This is a genomic window from Salipiger sp. PrR007 (genome assembly GCF_010499845.1).
Lineage (GTDB): Bacteria > Pseudomonadota > Alphaproteobacteria > Rhodobacterales > Rhodobacteraceae > Salipiger > Salipiger pacificus_A.
Genome location: NZ_JAAGOZ010000015.1, coordinates 67,641 through 87,938 on the forward strand (window position 1 = coordinate 67,641; position 20,298 = coordinate 87,938).

A 20,298-nucleotide genomic window follows, 5' to 3' on the forward strand; every position below is an offset into this window, starting at 1 on the left:
GGGGCTGGGGCCCCCTTCGCGTATTCAGGAAATCCGGTCCTTCAGGCCGAAGTACATGCCTACCAGCGGCAGGAACCACGGCTTGCCGGAATGCAGCGGCACCTTCGGCCAGTCGAGCCCCTGCAGCGGGTTGGTGTCGGTCCGGCCCATCGCCATGTCGGCAAGGACCTGCCCCATCAGCGTCGAGATCTGCGCGCCGTGCCCCGAGTAGCCCATGCCGTAGATCATGCCGTCGGCCTCGCCCGCGCGCGGGAAACGGTCCTTGGTCATGCCGACCATGCCGCCCCAGCAATAGTCCAGCTCGACCTTGCCCATCTGCGGGAACATCTGCGTCAGCGCGGCGCGCAGCACCTTGCCCGACTTGGCGTCCGAACTCTGGTCCGAGGTCGCCGAGAAGCGCGCCCGCCCGCCGAAGATCATCCGCTTGTCCGGCGACAGCCGGAAGTAGTTGCCGATGTTCATCGAGGTGACATAGGTGCGGTTGCCCGGCAGCGTTGCGGCGATCTCGGCATCGCTGAGCGGGCGGGTCGCCACGATGAAGGAGCCGACGGAGATGATCCGCTTCTTGAAGAACCCCAGCGGGGCCGTGCCGACGCTGTTCGAATAGGCGTTGGTCGCGGCGATCACCCGCTCGGCGCGGATCGTGCCCTTGGGTGTCTCGATCAGCCAGCCGCTGCCCTCGCGTCTGCGCCCGGTGACCGGGGCCTGTTCCCAGATCTTCGCGCCGTGGCGGTGGGCGGCCTCGGCCAGTCCGGTGACGTAGCGGCCCATGTGCATCATCGCCGACTTGCCGTAGAGCATTCCGCCGTGGAACTGGTCCGACCCGATCTCGCCCTCCAGCTCGTGCTTTTCGAGGAACCGCGTGTCGGCGTCCACCTCGCGGTGGATCGTCTCGAAATTGGCACGCAGCGCCGCGACATGGCTGGCCTTCGAGGCGAGCTTGAGCTTGCCCGAGCGGCGGAAGTCGCAGGCAATGCTTTCCTCGGCGATGACCTCCTCGATCATGTCGATCGAGCGGTCGTAGGCCTGCCAGAGCGCCTTGTCCCGCTCCGCGCCGAGCTGCGCCTTGGCCTCGCCGTAGCCATGGGCCAAGCCGTTGTTGAGATGCCCGCCGTTGCGGCCCGAGCCGCCGAAGCCGACGTGGCGGGCTTCGAGCACCGCGACGCTCACCCCCTCGCGGGCCAGCTTGCGCGCGGCGTTGAGGCCGGTGAACCCGGCCCCGATGGCGACCACGTCGACCTTGCCCTCGACCGGGCCCGGCTGGGCCGAGGCAAAGGGGGTCGAGGTGGCGTGCCAGTAGGACTGATATTGCATCGCAGTGCTTTCGTTTCAGCGGTGATTACAGGCCGACGACGCCGGGCAGCCCCGAGATATCCTTGATCTCGGTGTAGCCGTAGAAGAGGTTTGCCGGCTCGTGGCCGCGGTTGACCCAGACCTTATTCTTGATCCCCAGGTCATGCGCGGTCATCAGGTCGTAGCGGAACGAGGAGGAGACGTGCAGCACGTCTTCCGGCCCGCAGCCCAGCTCGTCAAACATGTACTCGAAGGCGCGCATCTGCGGCTTGTAGGCCTGCGCGCTCTCGGCAGTAAACACATGTGCGATCGGCGCGCCGAGCTTGGCGATATTGTGCGGGATCTGGTTGTTCATCGAGTTGGTGAGCGCCACCAGCGGGATGTGCGGGGCGATCTTGGCAAGGCCGGCGGGGACGTCGGGGTTGGGACCCCAGGTTGGCACGCGGTCATAGATCTTCGCCGCGATCTCGGGATCGAAGGCGACGCCGTTGCGCTTGCAGGTGCGCTCCAGGGCGTTGTGCACGACCTCGGCATAGGGCTTCCACGCCCCCAGCACCTCGTCCAGCCGATAGGCCGAGAAGTCGCGGATGAAGACCTCGATCTTTTCGGCTCCAAGCTGCTCGCCGTAGAAGTCGCGCGCGGCGCCGGCCATGTCGAAGTAGATCATCGTGCCGTGACAGCCGAAGGTGATGAATTTGGGGCGGAATGTCATGTCAGTCTCCGGGGTGCGTGATACCAACATCTTGACCCGCCCGCCGCGACAGCGCCTGCCGCGTTTCGCGCTCTCAGCGCAGGAAATTGCGTTTGTCGCGCGGATCGCGGCACGGTCTGCCGCGCCGCGCGCGCTTTCGGTGACCGGCGCGTGGCGTGGCGGGGCATTTTGTGGTGAATGCCCTTGAGACCAACACCGGAGACTCCCATGGCCCTGCTCGTACCCGTTGAAACCGCTCCAACTTTTGCCGCCAAGGAAGGCACCGCCGCGCCCGACCGCCTGATCGAGGGTGCGCCCGCCTTCAAGACATGGGAAATCGACACCGCGCTGGCCGAAGCCGCCAACTGGGGCAAGATCCGCACCGGCGTCTGGGAGGCCACCGAGGGCAAGACGATCTCGATCAAGGGTGAGACCTTCGAGTTCTGCCACATCCTGTCGGGGCGCTGCGAGATTGCCGAGGACGGCGGCGAGAGCCAGGTTTTCGGCCCCGGCGACAGCTTCGTGCTGAAACCCGGCTTCACCGGCACCTGGAACACGCTCGAGACGGTGCGCAAGATTTTCGTGATCGCCTCCTAATGCGGGCGGTGGAGATCCTCGAAAGGCTCGTCGCCTTTCCCAGCGTTGTCGGCACCTCGAACAGGGCGCTGATGGAGTACGTCGCCCACTACCTTTCGGAGCACGGCGCGCGGGTCACCCGCCTGGTCGGACCCGAGGGCGACCGCGAGAACCTCTTTGCCACGATCGGCGATCCCTCGCTGCCGGGCTACGTCCTGTCGGGGCACGTCGACGTCGTCCCGGCGCAGGAGCCGGGCTGGGTCGGGGACCCCTTCGTGCTGCGGCGCGACGGTGCGCGGCTGATCGGCCGCGGAGCCTGCGACATGAAAGGCTTCGATGCCGCCGTGCTCGCCGCGGTTCCGGAGCTTATGGCGATGCCGCTCAAGGCGCCGGTGCACATCGCGCTCTCCTACGACGAAGAGGCGGGCTGCCGCGGCGTGCGGCACCTGCTGGCGAAACTGCCGGAGCTTTGCGCCGCGCCGCTTGGCTGCATCGTCGGCGAACCCTCGGGGCTGGTGCCCTTGCTCGCGCACAAGGGCAAGGCGGCGCTGCGGCTGGTGGCGACGGGCGTGTCGGGCCATTCATCGCGTCCCGACCTGGGACAAAACGCGATCCACGCGCTTACGCCGGCACTTTCTGCCGCCGTCGCGCTGGCCGAGAGCCTGACATCGGGGCCGCGGGACGCGCGCTTCACGCCGGCCCATTCGACGGTGCAGATCGGCACCGTTGCGGGCGGGCAGGCGCTCAACATCATCCCGGACCGCGCCGAGGCCTGCATCGAGGCGCGTGCCATCCCCGGCGTCGACCCGCGGCAGATCCTCGCGCCGCTTGCCGGAATGCGAGGGGTCGATGCCGAATGGCTGTCGGATTACCCGGCGCTGGCGCTCGATGCGGACCATCCGCTTGCGGTTCTCGCCTCCGAGATCTCGGGCCATGCGCCGCTTCAGGCCGTGTCCTACGGCACCGAGGCGGGGCTCTTCCAGCAGGCAGGCGTGCCCGCGATCGTCTGCGGCCCGGGTGATATCGCGCGGGCGCACAAGCCCGAGGAATATCTCACGGAGCCCGAACTGGCCGGTGCGACCGAGATGGTTCTCGCGCTCGGCCGGCGTCTCTGCTGAGCGCGGCATATCCTGCGGCGGCCTTTGGTCGCCGCAGGGAAAACTGCCGTGCGCGCGGCGGATCAGGGCGAACCTGCCGCCCGCCGTGCGCTAGCCTGACCCCGACACGACATGACACAGAGACCCCCGATGACCGCTGCCTCCCCCCTCGCGGCCGATGCGCCCGAGATCCTCCTCGCCCCGTTTTCGCCCGACCACCTGACCGGTGCCCTTCGCCTCTCGCGCGAGACAGGCTGGCCGCACCGTGCCGTCGACTGGGAGCTCACGCTCTCGGTCTCGCAGGGTGTGGTGGCATTGCAGGGGAACGAGGTGGTGGGCACCGCGCTCTGCTCGCTCTTCGGCGAGGTGGCGGCGATCAACATGATCATCGTCGATGCGCGGATGCGGGGCAGGGGTCTCGGCCGCAAGCTGATGCAGGCGGTGCTCGAGATCGGTGGCACCCGTGAATTGCGCCTTACCGCCACCGCCGACGGGCTTCCGCTCTACGAGAAGCTGGGCTTCGAGGCGACGGGCGAGATCTTCCAGCATCAGGGCATCGCCAAGGCCGCCGCGCCGGAGTTGCCGGTTCAGGTGGGGGCCAAGGCGGATGCAGCCGAACTCGCTGCCATGGACCGCGCCGCCAGCGGCATGGACCGGGCGACCTTCATCGCGGGGATCGCGGACCGCGGCGAGCTTCTGCGCGCCGAGGGCGGCTTCGCCCTCCTGCGAGAGTTTGGACGCGGCAGGGTGCTGGGGCCCGTCGTGGCGCAGGACGCCGCGACCGCCCGCGCGCTGATCGCCGCCGGGGCCACGCGCTGCGCCGGGCAGTTCCTGCGCGTCGATCTCGCGGATGCCGCGCTTGCGGCCCATGCCGAAGCGCTCGGCCTGGCCTACGTGGGCGGCGGCACCGCGATGAAGAAGGCGGCCCGCGCCGCCGCCGAGACCGATTTCACAACCTACGCCCTCGCCTCGCAGGCCCTGGGCTGACCTTCCGGAGAGCGTCATGCTGACCAATTCCCTCGTCGAGCTGGACCGCCAGCACCTTGTCCACCCGGTCTCGTCCTTCCGTGGCCACGAGGCGCGCGGCGTGCGCGTGCTGCGCTCGGCCAAGGGCGCGACCGTAACAGATGCCGAGGGTCGCGAGCTGATCGACGGCTTCGCCGGCCTCTGGTGCGTCAACGCCGGCTACGGCCACGAAAGCGTTGTCGAGGCCGCCGCCGAGCAGATGCGCAAGCTGCCCTATGCGACCGGATATTTCGACCTCGGCGCCGAGGCTCCGATCCGGCTTGCCGCCGAGCTGGCCGAGCGCAGCCCGGGCGATCTCAACCACATCTACTTCAGCCTCGGCGGCTCGGACGCGGTGGACAGCACGATCCGCTTCATCCGCTACTACTGGCACGCCAAGGGCCAGCCGCAGCGCGACCAGTTCATCTCGGTCGAGCAGGGGTATCACGGCTCCACCACCATGGGTGCGGGGCTGACCGCGCTGCCCGGCTTCCACGAGGGCTTCGGCGTGCCCTACCAGTGGCAGCACAAGATCTCGTCGCATTACATCTACCGCAATCCGCTCAGCACCGAGCAGGGGATCGTCGATGCCTCGGTCGCCGAGCTGAGGGCCAAGGTCGCCGCCATCGGTGAGGACAAGGTTGCCGCCTTCTACATCGAGCCCATTCAGGGCTCGGGCGGGGTGCTGGTGCCGCCGAAGGGCTGGGTGAAGGCAATGCGCGACGCCTGCGCCGAATTGGACATCCTCTTCGTGGCCGACGAGGTCATCACCGGCTTTGGCCGCACCGGGCCGCTCTTTGCCTGCGCGGAAGAGGGCATCGTGCCCGACCTCATGACCACGGCCAAGGGGCTCACCTCGGGCTACGTGCCGATGGGGGCAGTCTTCATGCGTGACCACGTCTACGAGACCATCGCCGAGGGCGCGGGGGCCAAGGCCGTGGGCCATGGCTTCACCTACTCGGCGCATCCCGTGTCGGCGGCGGTTGCGCTGGAAGTGCTGCGCCTCTACGAGGGCGGGCTGCTCGAGAACGGCCGGGAGGCCGGGGCGCGGCTGATGGCGGGACTCGAGACGCTGCGCGATCACCCGCTGGTCGGCGACGTGCGCGGGCGCGGCATGCTCGCCGCCGTCGAGCTGGTCACCGACAAGGAGAAGAAGACGCCGCTGCCCGCTGCCGTGCAGCCCGCCACCCGGCTTTTCGACCGGGCCTGGGAGCAGGGGCTCATTGTGCGCAGCTTCGCGCAGGGCATCTTCGGCTACGCGCCGCCGCTCTGCTGCACCGACGCGGAAATCGACGCCATCGTAGAGCGCACCCGAACCGTGCTCGACCTGACGCTGGAAGACCCGGAAATCCTCGCGGTGCTCGCCTGATGGCGCTGCTCTACCTTTCCACGGCGGAGCGCGCCGAGGTCTGGAAGCCGCTCTTCGACGCGGCGGGCGAGGAGATGATCGTGGGCGAGGCGGCGGTGACCGACCCCGCCGCGATCACCCATCTCGTCTGCTGGCTGCCGCCGCGAGATCTGCGGCGCTACCCGAACCTCAAGGTGGTGATCTCGACCGGGGCGGGCGTCGACCAGATGCCCGCCATGCCCGAGGGCGTCAGCCTCGTGCGCACGCTGGCGCCGGGCATCGAGGAGATGGTCCGCGATTGGGTGGTGATGGCCACGCTGATGCTGCACCGCGAGATGCCCATCTACCTCGGCCAGCAGCGCGCGGCGGAGTGGAGGACCCGCCCGGTGCCGCTCACCCGCGGCACGCGGGTCGGCATCATGGGGCTGGGGCGGATCGGCCTTCTGGCCGCGGGCACCCTGCGCGGCATGGGCTTCGACGTGGCCGGCTGGTCGCGTTCGGGCCGTACTGCGGAGGGAATCGAGGTCCACGGCGTCGGGGCGATGGATGCCTTCCTCGCGCGGAGCGACATCCTGATCTGCCTGCTGCCGCTCAACGCCGAAACGCGCGGCCTGATGGATGCCGCCTTCTTCGCGAAGCTGCCGCGGGGCGCCAGGCTGGTTCACGCGGGCCGCGGCGCGGAGCTCGACATGGCGGCGCTGAAGGACACGCTCGATGCCGCGCAGCTGGCCTCGGCCATGATCGACGTTACCGACCCCGAGCCGCTGCCCGCGGATCACTGGGCCTGGGCCGATCCGCGGCTGGTGATCACCCCGCATGTGGCGGCCAACACCGACGCCCGCGAGGGCGCGCGCCACGTGCTGGACGTGCTTCGCGCCAGCCGGGCCGGCGAGCCGCTTCCGGGGCTCGTCGACCAGGAAAGGGGGTACTGAAACACCTCTCCGGGGCGCGGTGCGAACATTCCGCGTGCCGGGGTGATACAGAAAAATACGCCGCCCCTCTGGCTGCTTTCGGAGTTTCCGCGGTGCCATCTCTGGGGAAGCTCAATGCAACGGGGATCGGCGAGACCCGCAAGGCCAGAAGCAAATTCTGCGAAAGGCCCGCGTCCCGGCACGGATCAAGGCGCACCTCCCGTGCCGGTGCATGGCAGAAAGGACTGCCGAGATGGCAACGACGACCGCCGTGTCACCGCTGACTGCGTTCAGCTATGTCAGCTTCGACGTGATCGGCACGCTCATCGACTTCGAAGGCGCGCTCAAGGAAGACCTGGCCGCCATCGCCGCCAGGGAATGCGTGGACATCGACGGGGAGGGAGCGCTCTCGGTCTCCCGCGATGCCCGCTACGAGCCGGGTGCGGGCCTCTTCCCTGACGACCTCAGCCTGCCCGACACCTAGGACGACCGCCAGCTGATGATCGACACCGTGGGCGAGGCGCAGCCCTTCCCCGACAGTGCCGAGGCGATGGCGAGGCTCAAGGCGCGCTAAAAGCTGATCGCAATGACCAACGCCCGCCGCTGGGCCTTCGAGAAATATGCCGAGAAGCTGGGCCAACCGTTCTGAGCGGGCTTTACGACCGACGGCACCGGCTGCGAGAAGCCGAACCCCGACTACTTCCACAAGGTCTTCGCCTACGTGCAGAAGGACGGCGTCTCGAAGGACGACATCCTGCACACGGCGGAGAGCCAGTACCAGGACATCGGCATCTCGCGCGAGCTCGGCATGACCAACGCTTGGATCCAGCGCCGCCACGCGCAGAAGGGCTACGGCGGCACGATCGATCCGAAGGAATTCACCGAGCCCGACTACCACTTCCACGCGCTGATCGAATTGGCCCTCGCGGCTGACGAGGCCTTCGGCGTGTAGGTCCGCAAACCAACCGGTTCGAGGCGGCGGCAAGACCGCCAGGGCCAATCAAACCATCACAACAGGGAAGCACGACATGACCAAGACCCCCACCAACTGGACCGGCCGCGATGACGCGATGGTCGAGCACATGATCCGCCGCGGCGCCTCGCACCGGGATCTTCTGAAGATGCTGATGTCCTCTGGCGTCGCTGCGCTCCTAGGTCGAGGAAACCTTCGGCGCCTAGATCATCCCCGAGGGGATGAACCTGCGTGACTACCCTGTCAGCTACGACGAGCTGGAGCCGTTCTTCACGCAGTTCGAGAAGGTCGCGGGCATCTCCGGCTACGCGGGCAACCTCAACGGCGAGATCCGCGAAGGCGGCAACCCCTTCGAGGGCTGGCGCTCGGAAGATTTCCCGATGCCGCCGCTGCCGACGACCTACGACAGCTCAAAGTTCCGCGACGCCGCGTCCGCCATGGGCTACCACCCGTTCCCGGCCGGGGCAGGGATCGCGTCCACGTCCTACGTGAACCCCTATGGCATGCAGATGGGACCGTGCAACTTCTGCGGCTTCTGCGAACGCTACGGCCGCTACCAGTACTCCAAGTCCTCGCCGCAGACGGCGATCCTCGGCGCGCTGAAGCGCATGCCGAACTTCGAGTACCGGACCAATTCGGAGGTGCTGCGCGTGGAACTAGCCGAAGACGGCAAGACCGCGACCGGCGTCACCTACTGGGACGAGGCGGCGCAGGAAGAGGTCTTCCAGCCTGCCGACATCGTCATCCTGTCGAGCTACCAGCTCAACAACGTGCACCTGATGCTGCTCTCGGGTCTGGGCGAGGCCTACAACCCGCTGACCGGAGAGGGCACGCTCGGGAAGAACTACGCCTACCAGATGAACGGCGGCATCTCGATGTTCGTCAAGGACGAGGAATTCAACCCCTTCGTCGGCCACGGCGCCAACGGCATGATCATCGACGATTTCTCGATCAGCCAGAACGACTTCGGCGCCGAGGGCTTCATCGGTGGTTCCTACTGGCGCTCGGGGACCTTCAACGGCCAGCCGATCCGCAACATGCCGCTGCCCAAGGGCACGCCGAGCTGGGGCGCGGGCTGGAAGCAGGGCATCGGCGAATGGTACGGCCACGCCATGTCGATCGGCTCGCACGGCTCGCATATGGCCTATGCCAACAACCACCTCGACCTCGATCCGACCTACACCGACCGCCACGGCCGGCCGCTGATGCGCATGGCGTTCAACTGGCACTACAACGACCTGAAGATGAACCAATTCATGAAACGCAAGATGGAGCCGCTGGCCGTCTCGATGAAGCCCGACGTCATGCAGGCCGGTTTCAAGGACATCGGCGCGCAATACGACGTGCGCCCCTATCAGACCACGCATAACACCGGCGGTCACATCATGGCGGAAAACGCCCGCGAGGGGGCGGTCAACCGCTACAGCCAGACCTTCAAGGCGCACAACGTCTTCGCCATGGGCGCCGGCAACTTCGTGCAGAACACCCAGTACAACCCGACCGGCCTCGTGGGCGGTCTGGCCTATCACACGGTGCACGCGATCCGCACGCAGTACCTGTCGAACCCCCGTCCGCTGGTCTGAAGAGAATGCAGATGAAGACTTTCCTCCGCATCATCGGCGGCCTGGCCGTGCTGGGCATCATCGCCCTGCTGGCCTTCATCTTCGTGCCGGTGCAGACCAGCACGCCCGCGCAGGAGCTGGCCGCCGACTGGCAGCCCGAGCCGGGGCAGGGCGAATACGTCATGCACGCCTCGGACTGCGTCGCCTGCCACACCGCCGAGGATGGCGCGCCGCTCGCCGGCGGTCGCGCCATCGCCTCGCCCATGGGCACCATCTGGTCGACCAACATCACCCCCGACGCCGAGACCGGCATCGGCGAGTGGTCCTATGACGAGTTCCGCGCCGCCATGTTCGACGGCATCGCCAAGGGCGGCACGCATCTCTACCCGGCCATGCCCTACGAGAACTACCGCCTGATGCACGAAGAAGACATCCGCGCCCTCTACGACTACATCATGGCCGAGGTGGCGCCGGTTCAGAACGAGGTGCAGGAGACCCAGTTGAAGTTCCCCTTCAACCTGCGCTTCGGCATCCGGGCCTGGAACTGGCTCGCGCTGCCCCATGACGCCGGTTTCAACCCCGTCGGCACCTCGGACCTGCAGGACCGGGGCCAGTACCTCGTCGAGGGCCCCGGCCACTGCGCCGCCTGCCACAGCCCGCGCACGGCCTTCATGGCGCAGGACGGCGTGACGGCGGACGAGCCGAGCTTCCTCGCCGCCGGGATCATCGACGGCTGGAACGCCCCCGCCCTGCGCGGCGAGGGATCGGCTCCGCAACAGTGGTCGGTCGAGCAACTAGCGGCCTATCTTGCCACCGGCCGCAACGCCCACTCCACCGCCAACGGCGAAATGGGCCTCGTGGTCGAGCACTCGCTGCAGCATCTGGCCGACGCGGACAACATTGCCATGGCCGCCTTCCTCAAGGGGATGGACGGGGGAGAGGTCGAGGCTCCCGAGACCTTCGCCGCAAAGGGTCTGGGTTCGATCGAGGTCGCCGGCGCAGATGACGCCGGCGAGGCGACCGCGACCATGCTGACCGAGGCCGACCCGGATATGCCGCTCGGCGCGCGCCTCTACAGCGACAATTGCATCGGCTGCCACTTTGCCAGCGGCAAGGGCGCGGCCGAGATCTTCCTCGAGCTGCAGGACAACCACCTCGCCACCGGGTCGGAAACAAGCCGCTGATCTCGGTAATCCTGAACGGCGCCGAGGTTCCTGGCACCGCGAAACGTCCGATGACCCTGCGCATGCAGGGCTACGCGGATCGCATGTCGGACGAGGAAGTCGCCGAGTTGGCCAGCTGGCTGCGCAAGGCCTGGGGCAACGACGCCGGACCGGTGAGCGCCGCCGAGGTTGCCGCGGCGCGGAACGCCGACGCCAGCCATTGAGCTTGCAGACAGAAGAACCCGGAGGGGCCGAAATTCCGGCCCCTTTTCTCATCCTTTCGGCGGTTCAAAACTTCTCGCCATCCCGTTTCTCGGTTCCGGGGGCCAGCACCCTGTCGAGGCCGGTCGCGCAGATAGGTTTCCTCCGCGAACGGCTGAACCACTGGGACCGCATTCTTCATTTGCTCCGCCATTCGGCGCTGTACAGGCGAGTGGTGAGTGGGAAGATATCTTCCGTCTCCCCGAGAGCAGCCTGACACCCTGTTTGCCCCGTCTGGAGCGCGACTGGTCCAACGGCTGCCGGAATGGCGACGAGCGCAAGCCGATGACTACCAAGAAAGCCTCTACGTCGTAAGCGAATGGGCGGCGCGCCAGCGCCGAGCCGGGCAAGGCAGACGCTGTCGTGGCCGCTCGAATTGAGGCCCCGCTTCCGCCGCTGTCCGCATCGCGGGTGCTGGTCGACAAATTCAGTGCGGTGGCTCGCAACGGGACACCGACTGAGCGTAGCGCCTGGCTCGTCGACGCCGAGACCAGCATGGTCGCCAGCTTCGCAAGGATTACGCTGCAGTCGCGGCAGCGCTCCGCGCGCCCTGGCTGAACGGACAGCCAGAGGCCAGACCAATCGACTGAACACCCTCAACCGTCAGATGTATGGCGGTGCGTCCAGATCTCGGGGCGCACCGCTGCGATCGTCATCAGACCCGAACACCCTCGGCGTTGAAGAGATGCAACGCCTGCTCCGGGAAAGAGACGCAGACCTTTGGTCCCGGGTCGAGCCAGAGACGGTCATGGGTCAGGACCTTGAACACTTCTCCCGCCAGCGTCAGGTGCAGGATGATACCGTGGCCCGTCGGCTCGACCAGATCCACCGCGGCTAAGAGGCCGTCGGAGCCCGCCGGTGACAGCACCACGTGCTCGGGCCGGATCCCAAGCGTCGCCTCCCCCATGGCCGCGGGCATCGTCTCGGGCAGGGCGACCCTGCGGCCGTCGTGCAGGTGCAGGTGGCGGTCGGCGATGTTGCCCTTGAGGAAGTTCATTCCGGGCGAGCCGATGAACCCCGCGACGAAGAGATTGGCGGGCCGGTCATAGAGATCAAGCGGCGTGCCGACCTGCTGGATGTGACCACCGTGCATGGCGACGATGCGGTCGGCGAGCGTCATCGCCTCGACCTGGTCGTGGGTGACGTAGATCGAGGTCGCGCCCAACTCGCGGTGCAGCTTGCGGATCTCGGCGCGCATCTGCTCGCGCAGGCGGGCGTCGAGGTTCGACAGCGGCTCATCGAAAAGGAAGGCCTTGGGCTGGCGCACGATGGCGCGGCCCATGGCGACGCGCTGGCGCTGGCCGCCCGAAAGCGCCTTGGGCTTGCGTTCGAGCAGCGCGTCGAGCCCGAGCTTGGAGGAGGCCGCGCGCACCTTCTCAGCGATCGTCGGCTTGTCGGTCTTCCGCAGCCGCAGCGAGTAGCTCATGTTGTCGGCCACGCTCATGTGCGGGTAGAGCGCGTAGCTCTGGAACACCATGGCGATGTCGCGGGCCTTGGGGGGCAGGGTGTTCATCACCTTGTCGTCGATGCGGATCTCGCCGCCGGTGATCTCCTCGAGCCCGGCGATCATCCGCAGCAGCGTGGACTTGCCGCAGCCCGAGGGTCCGACCAGCACGATGAACTCGCCGTCGCCGATCTCGAGGTTGATGTCGTCGAGCACGCGGATCGTGCCGTAGTTCTTGCTCGCGGAGCGGATTTCCATCGTGGCCATGCGGTTATCCTTTCACGGCGCCGGCGGTCATGCCTTGCACCAGGTAGCGTTGGATGAGCAGGAAGAAGAGGCAGGCGGGGATCAGCGCCAGCACGCCAGCGGCCATCATCTGCCCGTAATCCACCGAGAACTTCGACACGAAGGTCAGCAGCCCGACCGGGAAGGTCGCCTTCTCGCTGCCCGAGATCAGCATCAGCGCAAAGATCATCTCGGACCAGGCGGCGGTGAAGACGAAACCCAGCGTCGCGGCCACTCCCGGTAGCGCCAGCGGCAGGATGATGTGGCGGAAGGCGGTGAACCGGTCCGCGCCGTCGATCATCGCGGCCTGCTCGAGGTCCGAGGGGATGCCGTCGAAGAAGCCCTGCATCAGGAAGGAGGCGAAGGGCACGTTGAAGGCGGTGTAGACGATGATAAGCCCGGTCAGGCTGTTGGTCAGCCCGAGCGGCGAGAGGATCTTGAAGATCGGCGCCACCAGCATGACCAGCGGAAACATCTGGGTGATCATCAGCAAAGCCGCGATCCACAGCTTGCCGCGGAACTGGAAGCGCGACAGCGCGTAGCCCATGAGCGCGGCCAGCACGGTCGAGATCACCGCGGTCGAGCCCGAGACGATCAGGCTGTTGGCGAAGAACCGGGGAAATTCGCTGTTGGCCAGCACGAAGCGGAAGTGTTCCAGCGTCGTGCTCGAGGGCCACAGGCGCACGCCCTCGGAATAGAGCAGGTCGTTCGGCGTGACCGAGACCTTGAGCAGCCAGAACAGAGGAAAGAGCGCAAAAGCGATGAAGCACAGGATGGCCGCGCGATGCGCCAGCGTGGCGAGGAGTCGGGTCGCGGTCATGTCACTTGTCCCTGTTCGAAAGCTTCTGGCGCAGCACGAGGATGACCATGGAATAGGCCAGCAGCAGCGCCAGCAGCACCAGCGCGACCGCCGAGGCATAGCCGAAGTCGAGCCGCTTGAAGGCCTGGGTGAAGATGTAGCTGGCCACGGTCTGGGTACGGTCGGCTGGGCCGCCGTTGGTCATCACGATGATCAGGTCGGCAAAGTTGGCGACCCAGACGGTGCGCAAGAGCACGGTGATGGCGATCACCGGCGCGAGGTAGGGCAGGGTGATCGAGAAGAACCGCTGGATCGGCGAGGCACCATCGATCGAGGCGGCCTCGTAGAGATCCTTGGGGATCGACTGCAGCGCCGCGAGCAGCGTGATGGCGAAGAACGGGATGCCCCACCAGGTGGCGGCGAGGATAGGCCCCCACATGGCGATGCTCGGATCGGCGAGGATGTTCGAGGGCTCGTCCATCAGCCCCAGCGCGGTCAGCCAGTGCGGGATCGGGCCGATCACCGGGTTGAACAGCCAGGCCCAGTTGAGGCCCGCAAGGAAGGTCGGCACGGCCCAGGGCAGGAACACCAGCGATTGCGCCAGCCCGCGTCCGGCGAAAGGCACGTTGAGCAGCAGCGCGAGGATCAGACCAAAGGCGAGCTGGAAGAAGACGCTGGCGCCGGTCCACCACAGGGTGTTGCGCAGCGCCCGCAGGAAGGCGTCGTCCTGGCCGAGCGCCTTGAAGTGCTCGAGGCCGACGAAGCCGCCGGAGAAGGGGTTGAGAAGCTGGATGTCCCGGAAGGCGTAGGAGATGCCGAGGATCAGCGGCACCAGCATCACGGCGGTGATCAGGATCAGCACCGGGGCGCAATAGAGCCAGGGCTCGAGCGTTCCGGCAAGGCGCTGACGCAGCGGACGCCGATAGGTGGTGGGGATGGGTGTTGCGGTCATCTGTCCTCCGAGCGCAGAGGGGGGCCGGACGCGCACGCCCGGCCCCGGCGTCAGGTTACTTGGCGAGGTGCTTTTGTTGCGCCTTGGTCAGGTAGGCGGCCCATTCGCTTGCAAGCTCCTGCGGGGTGATTTCCCCCAGCAGCGCCTTCTGCCCCGAAGCGATGGCCAGCGAGTCCTTGAAGTAGGCAAATTCCTCGAGGTAGGTCGGCATCACCGTCGGCACGACGTTCTCGTCGTCAAGCTGGTCGAACCATCCCTTGAAGGCGGGTGCAGAGTAGAACTCGTCTTTCTCGGCGGACTTCAGCACCGGCAGCGCGCCGATCGTCTTGTTCCAGGCGATATTGCCCTCGGGTCCTTCGAGTGTTGCAATGAGATCCCAGGCGAGGTCCTTGTTCTCGGAAGCGGACATCATCGACCAGCCGGCGTAGCCGATGGTGGTGAAGGCCTTGCCGTCCGGGCCCTTCGGCATCGAGATGACGCCGTACTGGTCTTCGGACATGCGCTCGGCGATGGCGATCAGCGCGTCGGGATCCTGGTCGAGGAAGGCGCAGGTGCCCGAGTAGAAGCCCGCGACGATCTCGTTGAAGCCCCAGTTCACGCTGTCCTTCGGTGCTAGACCGTCCTTGTAGAGGTTGATGTACCACTCGAGGCCCTTGACCCAGCCTTCGCTGTCCATCGTCGAGGTGCCATCTTCGTTGAAGAAGGTGTTGTCACCCGCCATCGTGGCGCTCGCCATCATCCAGCCGTTGAGGCCGCCCGGGCCGCCGCGCATGCAGTAGCCGGACTTGCCGGGCAGGGCCGAGATCGCCTCGGAGGCGGCGCGGAACTCCTCGAGCGTGGCGGGCGGGGCATCCACACCTGCCTCGGCGAGCAACTCCTTGTTGTAGAACAGCGCCCGCAGGTAGAGCCCGTAGGGCAGCATGTAGGCCGTGTCGTCGATGTCGCGGCCCAGCTCCAGTGCGCGATCCGTCATGTCAGAGGCGTTTTCCCAGTCGGCGAGATAGGGCTCGAGGCTCTCGAGGAGGCCGTTGTTGGCATAGAGCGACAGCCAGGTGTCGGGCATCTCGACCACGTCGGGCAGATCGCCCGCCGAGACCATGGTGGCGAACTTCTGGAAGGCTTCGCCCCAGGGCAGCGAGATGATCTCGACCTTGGTGTCGGGGTGCGCCTCTTCGAAGCCGGCGACGATCTGCTTGAGCGTCTCGGTGCGGGCCGGGCTGGTGATCACCTCGACGAGACGCAGCGTGGTCTCGGCGCTCGCCGCGCCACTTGCGGCCACAAGCGCGAGGGCGCTGGCACTGAGCAGGTTCTTCATGGTCTTCTCCCTGTTGATTGTCTGTTGGTGGTCTGTTGGATTGGCGCGGCCCCGTCAGGCCGCCACCGCAGGTTATTGCGCGGCCTTGACCGCCGCCGGCTCTTGCGCGGCGGCAATCGCCGCGGTCAGGTCGGCCCACAGCGCCTCGGTGCCCTCGAGCCCGATATGCAGCCGGACCGAGCGCGAGGAGATGCCGAATTCATGGGCCGAGTTGGGTCTGGCCTTCTGCTCGAGCACGACATCTCCGGGCACCACGAGGCTCTCGTGCCCGCCCCAGCTGACGCCGAGCTTGAACAGCTGCAGCGCATCGCAGAAGCGGCGCAGGTCGATCCCCTCGCGGAAGACGAATGAAAAGAGCCCCGTGGTGCCGCGCAGCCCCGGCGGCAGCGGCGCGAGGCCGGGGTGCATGACGGTCTCGACCACGTCGAGCGCCGCAAGGCGACGGGCAATCTCTAGCGCGCTGTCCTGGTGGGCGGCGACGCGCAGCGGCAGGGTGCGCAGCCCGCGCAGCAGCAGCCAGGCGTCCATCGGCGCGATGCGGCCGCCGAGGTAGGGGTAGATCTCGCCCCGCACCCGGTCGACGTTCTCCTTCGAACCGGCGATGACGCCGGCGACGACGTCGCTGTGCCCCCCGATGTACTTCGAGGCCGAATGCACCACCAGATCGACACCCAGCTCGATCGGGTTCTGGAAGACCGGCGTCGCCCAGCTGTTGTCGATCACCGAGAAGACACCGTGACGTTTCGCGGCAGCGGCGAGCGCGCCGACGTCGAGCGGTTCCATCACCCAGCTTGTCGGGCTTTCGAGGTAGAGAAGTTTCGCGCCGCGCAGCGCCGCCTCGACGGCCTCGGGGTCGGTGCCGTCGACGTAATCGACGGTGATCCCCATGCGCGGCAGGTAGGTCCCAAACAGGCGGAACGCATCGGGGTAGACGTTGCGCACCGCCACCACCCGGTCGCCGGGCGCGACATTGCTCAGCACCGAGGCCGAGATCGCCGCCATCCCCGAGGCGAAGGCCAGCGCGTCCTCGGCCTTTTCCAGCTCTGCCAGTTTCTCTTCGAAGGCACGGACGGTGGGGTTGAGGCCGCGGCTGTAGATCGGACGGGTGATCTCGCCGCGATAGGCGGCGATCATCTCGTCGTAGCTGTCGAAGGTGAAGAGCGAGGTCTGCACGATCGGCGGGACCACGGCATTGAGGATGCTGTCTCGGTCGTGGGCGGCGATCAGCCGGGAGGCCTCGTAGAGGTCGTTCATGGGCGCATGTTCCTGATGTCCTCCTCGACCACGTCGAGGATCTTGCGTGTTTCTTCCGCCGCCGCCGCCGTGTCCCCGGCGCAGATCGCGTTGAAGAGGGTGCGATGGTAGGGGAAGGAGCGGGCGGCAAAGTCTTTCCGGTCGAAGGGGCGGTCCCAGAACCGTTCGAGGATGTCGTGCATCTGTTCCAGCAGCTGCCGGAACAGCGGATTGTGTGCGGCGTCGTAGATCGTCATGTGATAGGCGAAATCGGCCTTGCCGCTGCCGCCCTCGCGGTGATGGGTGCGCTCCATCTCGTCGAGCGCCACCTCCATGCGCCGCATGTCCTCCTCGGTGCGCCGGCGCGCGGCGGCGACAGAGGCCTCGATCTCGATGCCGCGCCGCACCTCCAGCGTCATCAGCAGCGCCTCGGCCAGCCCGTCTGCCGAAAGGCTGAGCGGCATGTAGACCGTCTCCTCCGAGATCTGCCGCAGCAGATAGGTGCCCGAGCCAATCCGCGCCTCGACGATGCCGAGCGCCGAGAGCTGGCTGACCGCCTCGCGGAGGCTCGATCGTCCGACCTTCAGCGCGGCGGTCAGCTCGCGCTCGGGCGGCAGCCGGTCGCCGGGCTGGAGGTTCTTCTGTGCAATGTAGCGCGCCAGGACATCCATTATCTGGCGGCTCCGCCCGATGGGAGGCAACGCGGTAAGCGCGTCATCGGGGGCGTCTGCGGAGGGAGGAGTGTCGTTCATATTGGTAATAGGTCAGACCAATTGGAGTCGCGCAACAGTTTTTGTGTGCCCGCTGCTCTCCTTGCGGCGGGCCGGCTGCATGTTGATCTCCACCCAGAACTGACCCGGGCGTTCCATCGAGAAGTGACCCACCTTGGATTATGCTGGGGGGGTCATGATTGGGTCAAGACATGGCTTCCCTCCCTCTTGTTCCGCGTGGCTGCGGCCGCGCTGTCCTTGAAGCGGAAGCTGTCGTTTCCGGTCTCGAGGATGTGGCAGGATAGTGCCCCGCGGCGTGGTGTAGTAAGCCGCGAGCGTCGCTGATCGCGAGGCTGGTGGTCATCTTGGCGTCACCGAACACTGAGGCTGTCTAGGCAGTCCGCCCGGAAGCGCCCGTTGAGCGCCTCAATGAAGGCGTTGTCCGTGGGTTTTCCGGGACGCGAGAAGTCCAGCGTCACGCCCTTGGCATAGGCCCATAGTCCATGTCCTTCGAGATGAACTCGCTGCCCTAATCGACGCGGATTGTGGCTGGATAGGCCAGAAATGCCCTTCCTCATATCTGTGGCGCCGCAGGCAAGGTAGACCCGCACACCCGTTCCCGGGCCGATCATACCGCCTCGACGGCCCGGATCAGCCGCGTCAGAGCTTCTCCGTCCATGCCGCTGTCGAACCTCAAGCATCTCCCGTTGGCCAACCGCAACTCCACTGGAACCGATCTGGTTGGCGTGGGCGCTGGAGTTGCCGACTCCGGGAAATCGACGGGAAGGAAGTAAGCGCCGTGACCGGGCGACCAGAGACCCTTTTGCTTCAGGTCCCGCCGCCACCCGTAAATCTGAGAGCGTGTCACCTCGTAGCGCTGAGCGACCTGGGTCACCGTCGCCCCATCAGCACCAGCCGCCAGCACGATCTCGAGCTTTTCGTCGTCACTCCACCGTCGGCGTCGCTCAACGCCCAGAACTTCGCCCAGCATGACCCCTCCATCTAAGACACGTCGCAAAGGACGCCGTTAAGCACGTGTCTTAGATCAGGTCGCCTCCAACCGGCAGGCGGCCTCAACCGGTCGGTTACGTTCATCCAGAATCGTCAGTGAAAGCGATAGGGACACGCCGAAAGCGATCTGGTGTCGCAGCGATTCAAGCGTCCAGACAAAGAACACGTTGTGTGAGGCCCGCGCGACGGCGAGGTGAAACCGCTGGTCTGCTTCTGTCGGCAGTTCTTTTTCCTGCTAGCGAGTTTCCAACTTTCGCAGTGCCTTCTCGATCTTGCGAAGGTCCTCTTGGTCCCGCCGGGACGCCGCCCAACCTGCTTACGACGTAGCCGCCACAGACCCTCGGCGTGACTGGACAATGCCCTTGGTGCGGAGCCAGGCAAGTGCGGCCCGAACGACGGGCCGCGATACGCCGAACTCTTGCGTGAGAGATTCCTCGTTGGGCAAACGGATGCGCAATTCGCAAGTTCCGTCGGTATTCCGCGTCAGAAGGTGCTTATAGAACTGATCTGCGAAGGATGGTCTTTCTGGCACCGCTCAAGTTTGTATCCGTCGTAGAAGTGCGTGCGGTTAGACTTCGACCCCCGCCGCGCGATAGATGCTCTCCATAAGCCGCAATGTTTTGAGGTTGTCCAGCCTGTCGGTCTGGAACTTTCGCCCGCTGCGCAGTCCTTCTGTAAAGTCGGTAACCGCACCGGTGAAGCAGGCCTGGTAGTTGGCCGTGAGGTCATGCTGTGACACGGCGTCCGGTTGCGAGAGTAGCGTGATCCGGTCGCGATCGTAAATTAGCGTGTCGGCATCGCCCAATAGTTCTAACCTGTCTGTCGGAAGTGGCGGGTGTCCGGGAGCGGCGATGTCGGCATCGATGACGACCAGTGCACCATTCTCAGCTCGGAGTTGTATCAACGCGACATCCTCGCCTTTCAGCGCCGGGTTAATGCGGTCCAGGGTTGCGCTGACCACGTCCATTTCGCCGATGATTGCGCGGAGGGCATCCAAATGGTGGATCAGAACTTCGAAGACCAAGAGGCGCCGGAAGTCTGTGAGGTAAGGCTGGCGTCCCAGTAGGAAGGGCTCTTTGCCTTCGTAGTCCCATACTGCCGAGGCGCGGACCGTCATCCGGGCATGACGCAACCTGCCGACCTCCCCGTCCTGCATCCGCTGCGCGAGCTCAGCGTAATGCGGACGAAAGCGGTAGTTTTCATGGACCATAAAACGCACGCGCTCACCCACATCAGCGATAAGAGCCTCTGCCTCGGCCACCGTAGGGGTCATGGGTTTTTGGCACATCGCGTGCACGCCCTTGTCGGCGGCGATGCGCACCAGCCGCGCATGGCTGCCCACCGGAGTGATGATGTCGACGGCGTCGGGCTGGGTCTCGTCCAGCATTTCCGCCATGTCGGCGAAGACGCGAGAGATACCAAAGGCCTCCCCTCGTGCGTTTGCTTTGTCCTTGTCTGGGTCGCAAATCCCAACAATCTCAACGTCTGCCTGTGCCTGCCATCCGATGAGGTGAAATTGGCTGATCGCTCCGGCCCCTGCAATCGCGACCCTAAGCTTGTTACTAGCCACTTTTGGCCCTTCCTTGGTTCTGTTTGCCTGTCTCGCCCAAATTTGCGCTACTACAAATTCGAACCAATCAGACGTGAGGCTACTCTCCTAACCATCTCC

23 protein-coding genes and 2 pseudogenes are annotated in these 20,298 nt (G+C 66.1%); 11 read left to right on the forward strand and 14 right to left on the reverse strand.

Annotated features, from left to right (window positions below; genetic code table 11):
- Positions 1-24 precede the first annotated feature (24 nt).
- Both G0Q01_RS06135 and G0Q01_RS06140 read right to left on the reverse strand, forming a co-directional pair.
- Positions 25-1,314, reverse strand: a complete 1,290-nt coding sequence (locus G0Q01_RS06135; RefSeq protein ID WP_164195932.1) for an FAD-binding oxidoreductase — start codon at positions 1,312-1,314, stop codon at positions 25-27.
- 25 nt (positions 1,315-1,339) lie between these two features.
- Positions 1,340-2,005, reverse strand: coding sequence for a haloacid dehalogenase type II (locus G0Q01_RS06140; protein WP_164195931.1), 666 nt, complete (start codon positions 2,003-2,005; stop codon positions 1,340-1,342).
- 207 nt (positions 2,006-2,212) lie between these two features.
- Here G0Q01_RS06140 and G0Q01_RS06145 point away from each other — a divergent pair, with 207 nt between their 5' ends.
- The 11 genes from G0Q01_RS06145 to G0Q01_RS26755 all read left to right on the forward strand — a co-directional run bounded on the left by G0Q01_RS06145 (position 2,213) and on the right by G0Q01_RS26755 (position 10,843).
- Positions 2,213-2,581, forward strand: coding sequence for a cupin domain-containing protein (locus G0Q01_RS06145; protein ID WP_164213095.1), 369 nt, complete (start codon positions 2,213-2,215; stop codon positions 2,579-2,581).
- Entirely contained in the window at positions 2,581-3,678 is a 1,098-nt protein-coding gene (gene argE / locus G0Q01_RS06150) for an acetylornithine deacetylase (protein ID WP_164195929.1), read from the forward strand. The genes G0Q01_RS06145 and argE overlap by 1 nt, the downstream gene beginning before the upstream one ends.
- Before the next feature lie 129 nt (positions 3,679-3,807).
- Positions 3,808-4,644 carry a GNAT family N-acetyltransferase gene (locus tag G0Q01_RS06155; RefSeq protein ID WP_164213096.1) on the forward strand — a complete coding sequence of 279 codons (837 nt, stop codon included), beginning with the start codon at positions 3,808-3,810 and terminating at the stop codon, positions 4,642-4,644.
- Positions 4,645-4,660: 16 nt separating this feature from the next.
- On the forward strand, positions 4,661-6,031 hold the full coding sequence (locus tag G0Q01_RS06160; protein WP_164195927.1) for an aspartate aminotransferase family protein: 1,371 nt from the start codon (positions 4,661-4,663) through the stop codon (positions 6,029-6,031).
- The gene (locus tag G0Q01_RS06165; RefSeq protein WP_164213097.1) at positions 6,031-6,942 is read left to right on the forward strand and encodes a glyoxylate/hydroxypyruvate reductase A; all 912 of its coding nucleotides are present in this window, start codon (positions 6,031-6,033) and stop codon (positions 6,940-6,942) included. The genes G0Q01_RS06160 and G0Q01_RS06165 overlap by 1 nt, the downstream gene beginning before the upstream one ends.
- A gap of 232 nt (positions 6,943-7,174) precedes the next feature.
- A complete protein-coding gene (locus G0Q01_RS26745) occupies positions 7,175-7,405 on the forward strand; it encodes a hypothetical protein (RefSeq protein ID WP_235939699.1) in 231 nt (76 codons plus the stop codon).
- A 237-nt stretch (positions 7,406-7,642) separates the two neighbouring features.
- A complete protein-coding gene (locus G0Q01_RS26750) occupies positions 7,643-7,873 on the forward strand; it encodes a hypothetical protein (RefSeq protein WP_235939702.1) in 231 nt (76 codons plus the stop codon).
- 76 nt (positions 7,874-7,949) lie between these two features.
- The gene (locus tag G0Q01_RS06175; RefSeq protein ID WP_164195918.1) at positions 7,950-8,129 is read left to right on the forward strand and encodes a hypothetical protein; all 180 of its coding nucleotides are present in this window, start codon (positions 7,950-7,952) and stop codon (positions 8,127-8,129) included.
- Positions 8,116-9,477 carry a GMC family oxidoreductase gene (locus tag G0Q01_RS06180; protein WP_235939705.1) on the forward strand — a complete coding sequence of 454 codons (1,362 nt, stop codon included), beginning with the start codon at positions 8,116-8,118 and terminating at the stop codon, positions 9,475-9,477. The genes G0Q01_RS06175 and G0Q01_RS06180 overlap by 14 nt, the downstream gene beginning before the upstream one ends.
- Positions 9,478-9,488: 11 nt before the next feature.
- Positions 9,489-10,640: a cytochrome c gene (locus G0Q01_RS06185; protein ID WP_235939709.1), complete on the forward strand. Its 1,152-nt coding sequence runs from the start codon at positions 9,489-9,491 to the stop codon at positions 10,638-10,640.
- Between the two features lie 50 nt (positions 10,641-10,690).
- Complete coding sequence (locus G0Q01_RS26755; protein ID WP_235939712.1) at positions 10,691-10,843, forward strand: hypothetical protein; 153 nt, start codon at positions 10,691-10,693, stop codon at positions 10,841-10,843.
- Positions 10,844-11,535: 692 nt separating this feature from the next.
- On the opposite strand, the gene G0Q01_RS06190 is transcribed toward G0Q01_RS26755, so the two are convergent.
- From G0Q01_RS06190 to G0Q01_RS27305, 12 genes and pseudogenes are all read right to left on the reverse strand, one after another.
- Positions 11,536-12,591: an ABC transporter ATP-binding protein gene (locus tag G0Q01_RS06190; protein WP_164195924.1), complete on the reverse strand. Its 1,056-nt coding sequence runs from the start codon at positions 12,589-12,591 to the stop codon at positions 11,536-11,538.
- Between the two features lie 4 nt (positions 12,592-12,595).
- Positions 12,596-13,429: a carbohydrate ABC transporter permease gene (locus G0Q01_RS06195; protein WP_164213098.1), complete on the reverse strand. Its 834-nt coding sequence runs from the start codon at positions 13,427-13,429 to the stop codon at positions 12,596-12,598.
- Between the two features lies 1 nt (position 13,430).
- Positions 13,431-14,360 carry a carbohydrate ABC transporter permease gene (locus G0Q01_RS06200; RefSeq protein ID WP_164195921.1) on the reverse strand — a complete coding sequence of 310 codons (930 nt, stop codon included), beginning with the start codon at positions 14,358-14,360 and terminating at the stop codon, positions 13,431-13,433.
- Between the two features lie 55 nt (positions 14,361-14,415).
- The gene (locus G0Q01_RS06205) at positions 14,416-15,675 is read right to left on the reverse strand and encodes a sugar ABC transporter substrate-binding protein (RefSeq protein ID WP_164213099.1); all 1,260 of its coding nucleotides are present in this window, start codon (positions 15,673-15,675) and stop codon (positions 14,416-14,418) included.
- A gap of 72 nt (positions 15,676-15,747) precedes the next feature.
- Entirely contained in the window at positions 15,748-16,929 is a 1,182-nt protein-coding gene (locus G0Q01_RS06210; protein ID WP_164195920.1) for a PLP-dependent transferase, read from the reverse strand.
- Positions 16,926-17,579: a FadR/GntR family transcriptional regulator gene (locus G0Q01_RS06215; protein ID WP_235939715.1), complete on the reverse strand. Its 654-nt coding sequence runs from the start codon at positions 17,577-17,579 to the stop codon at positions 16,926-16,928. The genes G0Q01_RS06210 and G0Q01_RS06215 overlap by 4 nt, the downstream gene beginning before the upstream one ends.
- Positions 17,580-17,812: 233 nt before the next feature.
- Positions 17,813-18,006 (reverse strand): annotated as a pseudogene (locus G0Q01_RS06220) (hypothetical protein); the annotation flags it as partial.
- A pseudogene (locus G0Q01_RS06225) lies at positions 18,005-18,174 on the reverse strand (integrase core domain-containing protein); the annotation flags it as partial. The pseudogenes G0Q01_RS06220 and G0Q01_RS06225, both read right to left, overlap by 2 nt.
- Before the next feature lie 72 nt (positions 18,175-18,246).
- Complete coding sequence (locus G0Q01_RS06230; RefSeq protein ID WP_164213101.1) at positions 18,247-18,609, reverse strand: transposase; 363 nt, start codon at positions 18,607-18,609, stop codon at positions 18,247-18,249.
- A gap of 54 nt (positions 18,610-18,663) precedes the next feature.
- The gene (locus G0Q01_RS27295; protein WP_164196828.1) at positions 18,664-18,852 is read right to left on the reverse strand and encodes an FCD domain-containing protein; all 189 of its coding nucleotides are present in this window, start codon (positions 18,850-18,852) and stop codon (positions 18,664-18,666) included.
- Positions 18,853-18,945: 93 nt separating this feature from the next.
- Complete coding sequence (locus tag G0Q01_RS27300) at positions 18,946-19,161, reverse strand: GntR family transcriptional regulator (protein ID WP_108970047.1); 216 nt, start codon at positions 19,159-19,161, stop codon at positions 18,946-18,948.
- Between the two features lie 36 nt (positions 19,162-19,197).
- Positions 19,198-20,199, reverse strand: a complete 1,002-nt coding sequence (locus G0Q01_RS27305) for a Gfo/Idh/MocA family protein (protein WP_164196815.1) — start codon at positions 20,197-20,199, stop codon at positions 19,198-19,200.
- Positions 20,200-20,298 lie beyond the last annotated feature (99 nt).

Excerpts from the sequence above, each read along its gene's own strand:
- G0Q01_RS06135 (WP_164195932.1), bottom strand. The coding sequence starts at position 1,314 with ATGCAATATCAGTCCTACTGGCACGCCACCTCGACCCCCTTTGCCTCG.
- G0Q01_RS06140 (WP_164195931.1), bottom strand. The coding sequence starts at position 2,005 with ATGACATTCCGCCCCAAATTCATCACCTTCGGCTGTCACGGCACGATG.
- G0Q01_RS06145 (WP_164213095.1), top strand. The coding sequence starts at position 2,213 with ATGGCCCTGCTCGTACCCGTTGAAACCGCTCCAACTTTTGCCGCCAAG.
- argE (WP_164195929.1), top strand. The coding sequence starts at position 2,581 with ATGCGGGCGGTGGAGATCCTCGAAAGGCTCGTCGCCTTTCCCAGCGTT.
- G0Q01_RS06155 (WP_164213096.1), top strand. The coding sequence starts at position 3,808 with ATGACCGCTGCCTCCCCCCTCGCGGCCGATGCGCCCGAGATCCTCCTC.
- G0Q01_RS06160 (WP_164195927.1), top strand. The coding sequence starts at position 4,661 with ATGCTGACCAATTCCCTCGTCGAGCTGGACCGCCAGCACCTTGTCCAC.
- G0Q01_RS06165 (WP_164213097.1), top strand. The coding sequence starts at position 6,031 with ATGGCGCTGCTCTACCTTTCCACGGCGGAGCGCGCCGAGGTCTGGAAG.
- G0Q01_RS26745 (WP_235939699.1), top strand. The coding sequence starts at position 7,175 with ATGGCAACGACGACCGCCGTGTCACCGCTGACTGCGTTCAGCTATGTC.
- G0Q01_RS06175 (WP_164195918.1), top strand. The coding sequence starts at position 7,950 with ATGACCAAGACCCCCACCAACTGGACCGGCCGCGATGACGCGATGGTC.
- G0Q01_RS06180 (WP_235939705.1), top strand. The coding sequence starts at position 8,116 with ATGAACCTGCGTGACTACCCTGTCAGCTACGACGAGCTGGAGCCGTTC.
- G0Q01_RS06185 (WP_235939709.1), top strand. The coding sequence starts at position 9,489 with ATGAAGACTTTCCTCCGCATCATCGGCGGCCTGGCCGTGCTGGGCATC.
- G0Q01_RS26755 (WP_235939712.1), top strand. The coding sequence starts at position 10,691 with ATGACCCTGCGCATGCAGGGCTACGCGGATCGCATGTCGGACGAGGAA.
- G0Q01_RS06190 (WP_164195924.1), bottom strand. The coding sequence starts at position 12,591 with ATGGCCACGATGGAAATCCGCTCCGCGAGCAAGAACTACGGCACGATC.
- G0Q01_RS06195 (WP_164213098.1), bottom strand. The coding sequence starts at position 13,429 with ATGACCGCGACCCGACTCCTCGCCACGCTGGCGCATCGCGCGGCCATC.
- G0Q01_RS06200 (WP_164195921.1), bottom strand. The coding sequence starts at position 14,360 with ATGACCGCAACACCCATCCCCACCACCTATCGGCGTCCGCTGCGTCAG.
- G0Q01_RS06205 (WP_164213099.1), bottom strand. The coding sequence starts at position 15,675 with ATGAAGAACCTGCTCAGTGCCAGCGCCCTCGCGCTTGTGGCCGCAAGT.
- G0Q01_RS06210 (WP_164195920.1), bottom strand. The coding sequence starts at position 16,929 with ATGAACGACCTCTACGAGGCCTCCCGGCTGATCGCCGCCCACGACCGA.
- G0Q01_RS06215 (WP_235939715.1), bottom strand. The coding sequence starts at position 17,579 with ATGGATGTCCTGGCGCGCTACATTGCACAGAAGAACCTCCAGCCCGGC.
- G0Q01_RS06230 (WP_164213101.1), bottom strand. The coding sequence starts at position 18,609 with ATGCTGGGCGAAGTTCTGGGCGTTGAGCGACGCCGACGGTGGAGTGAC.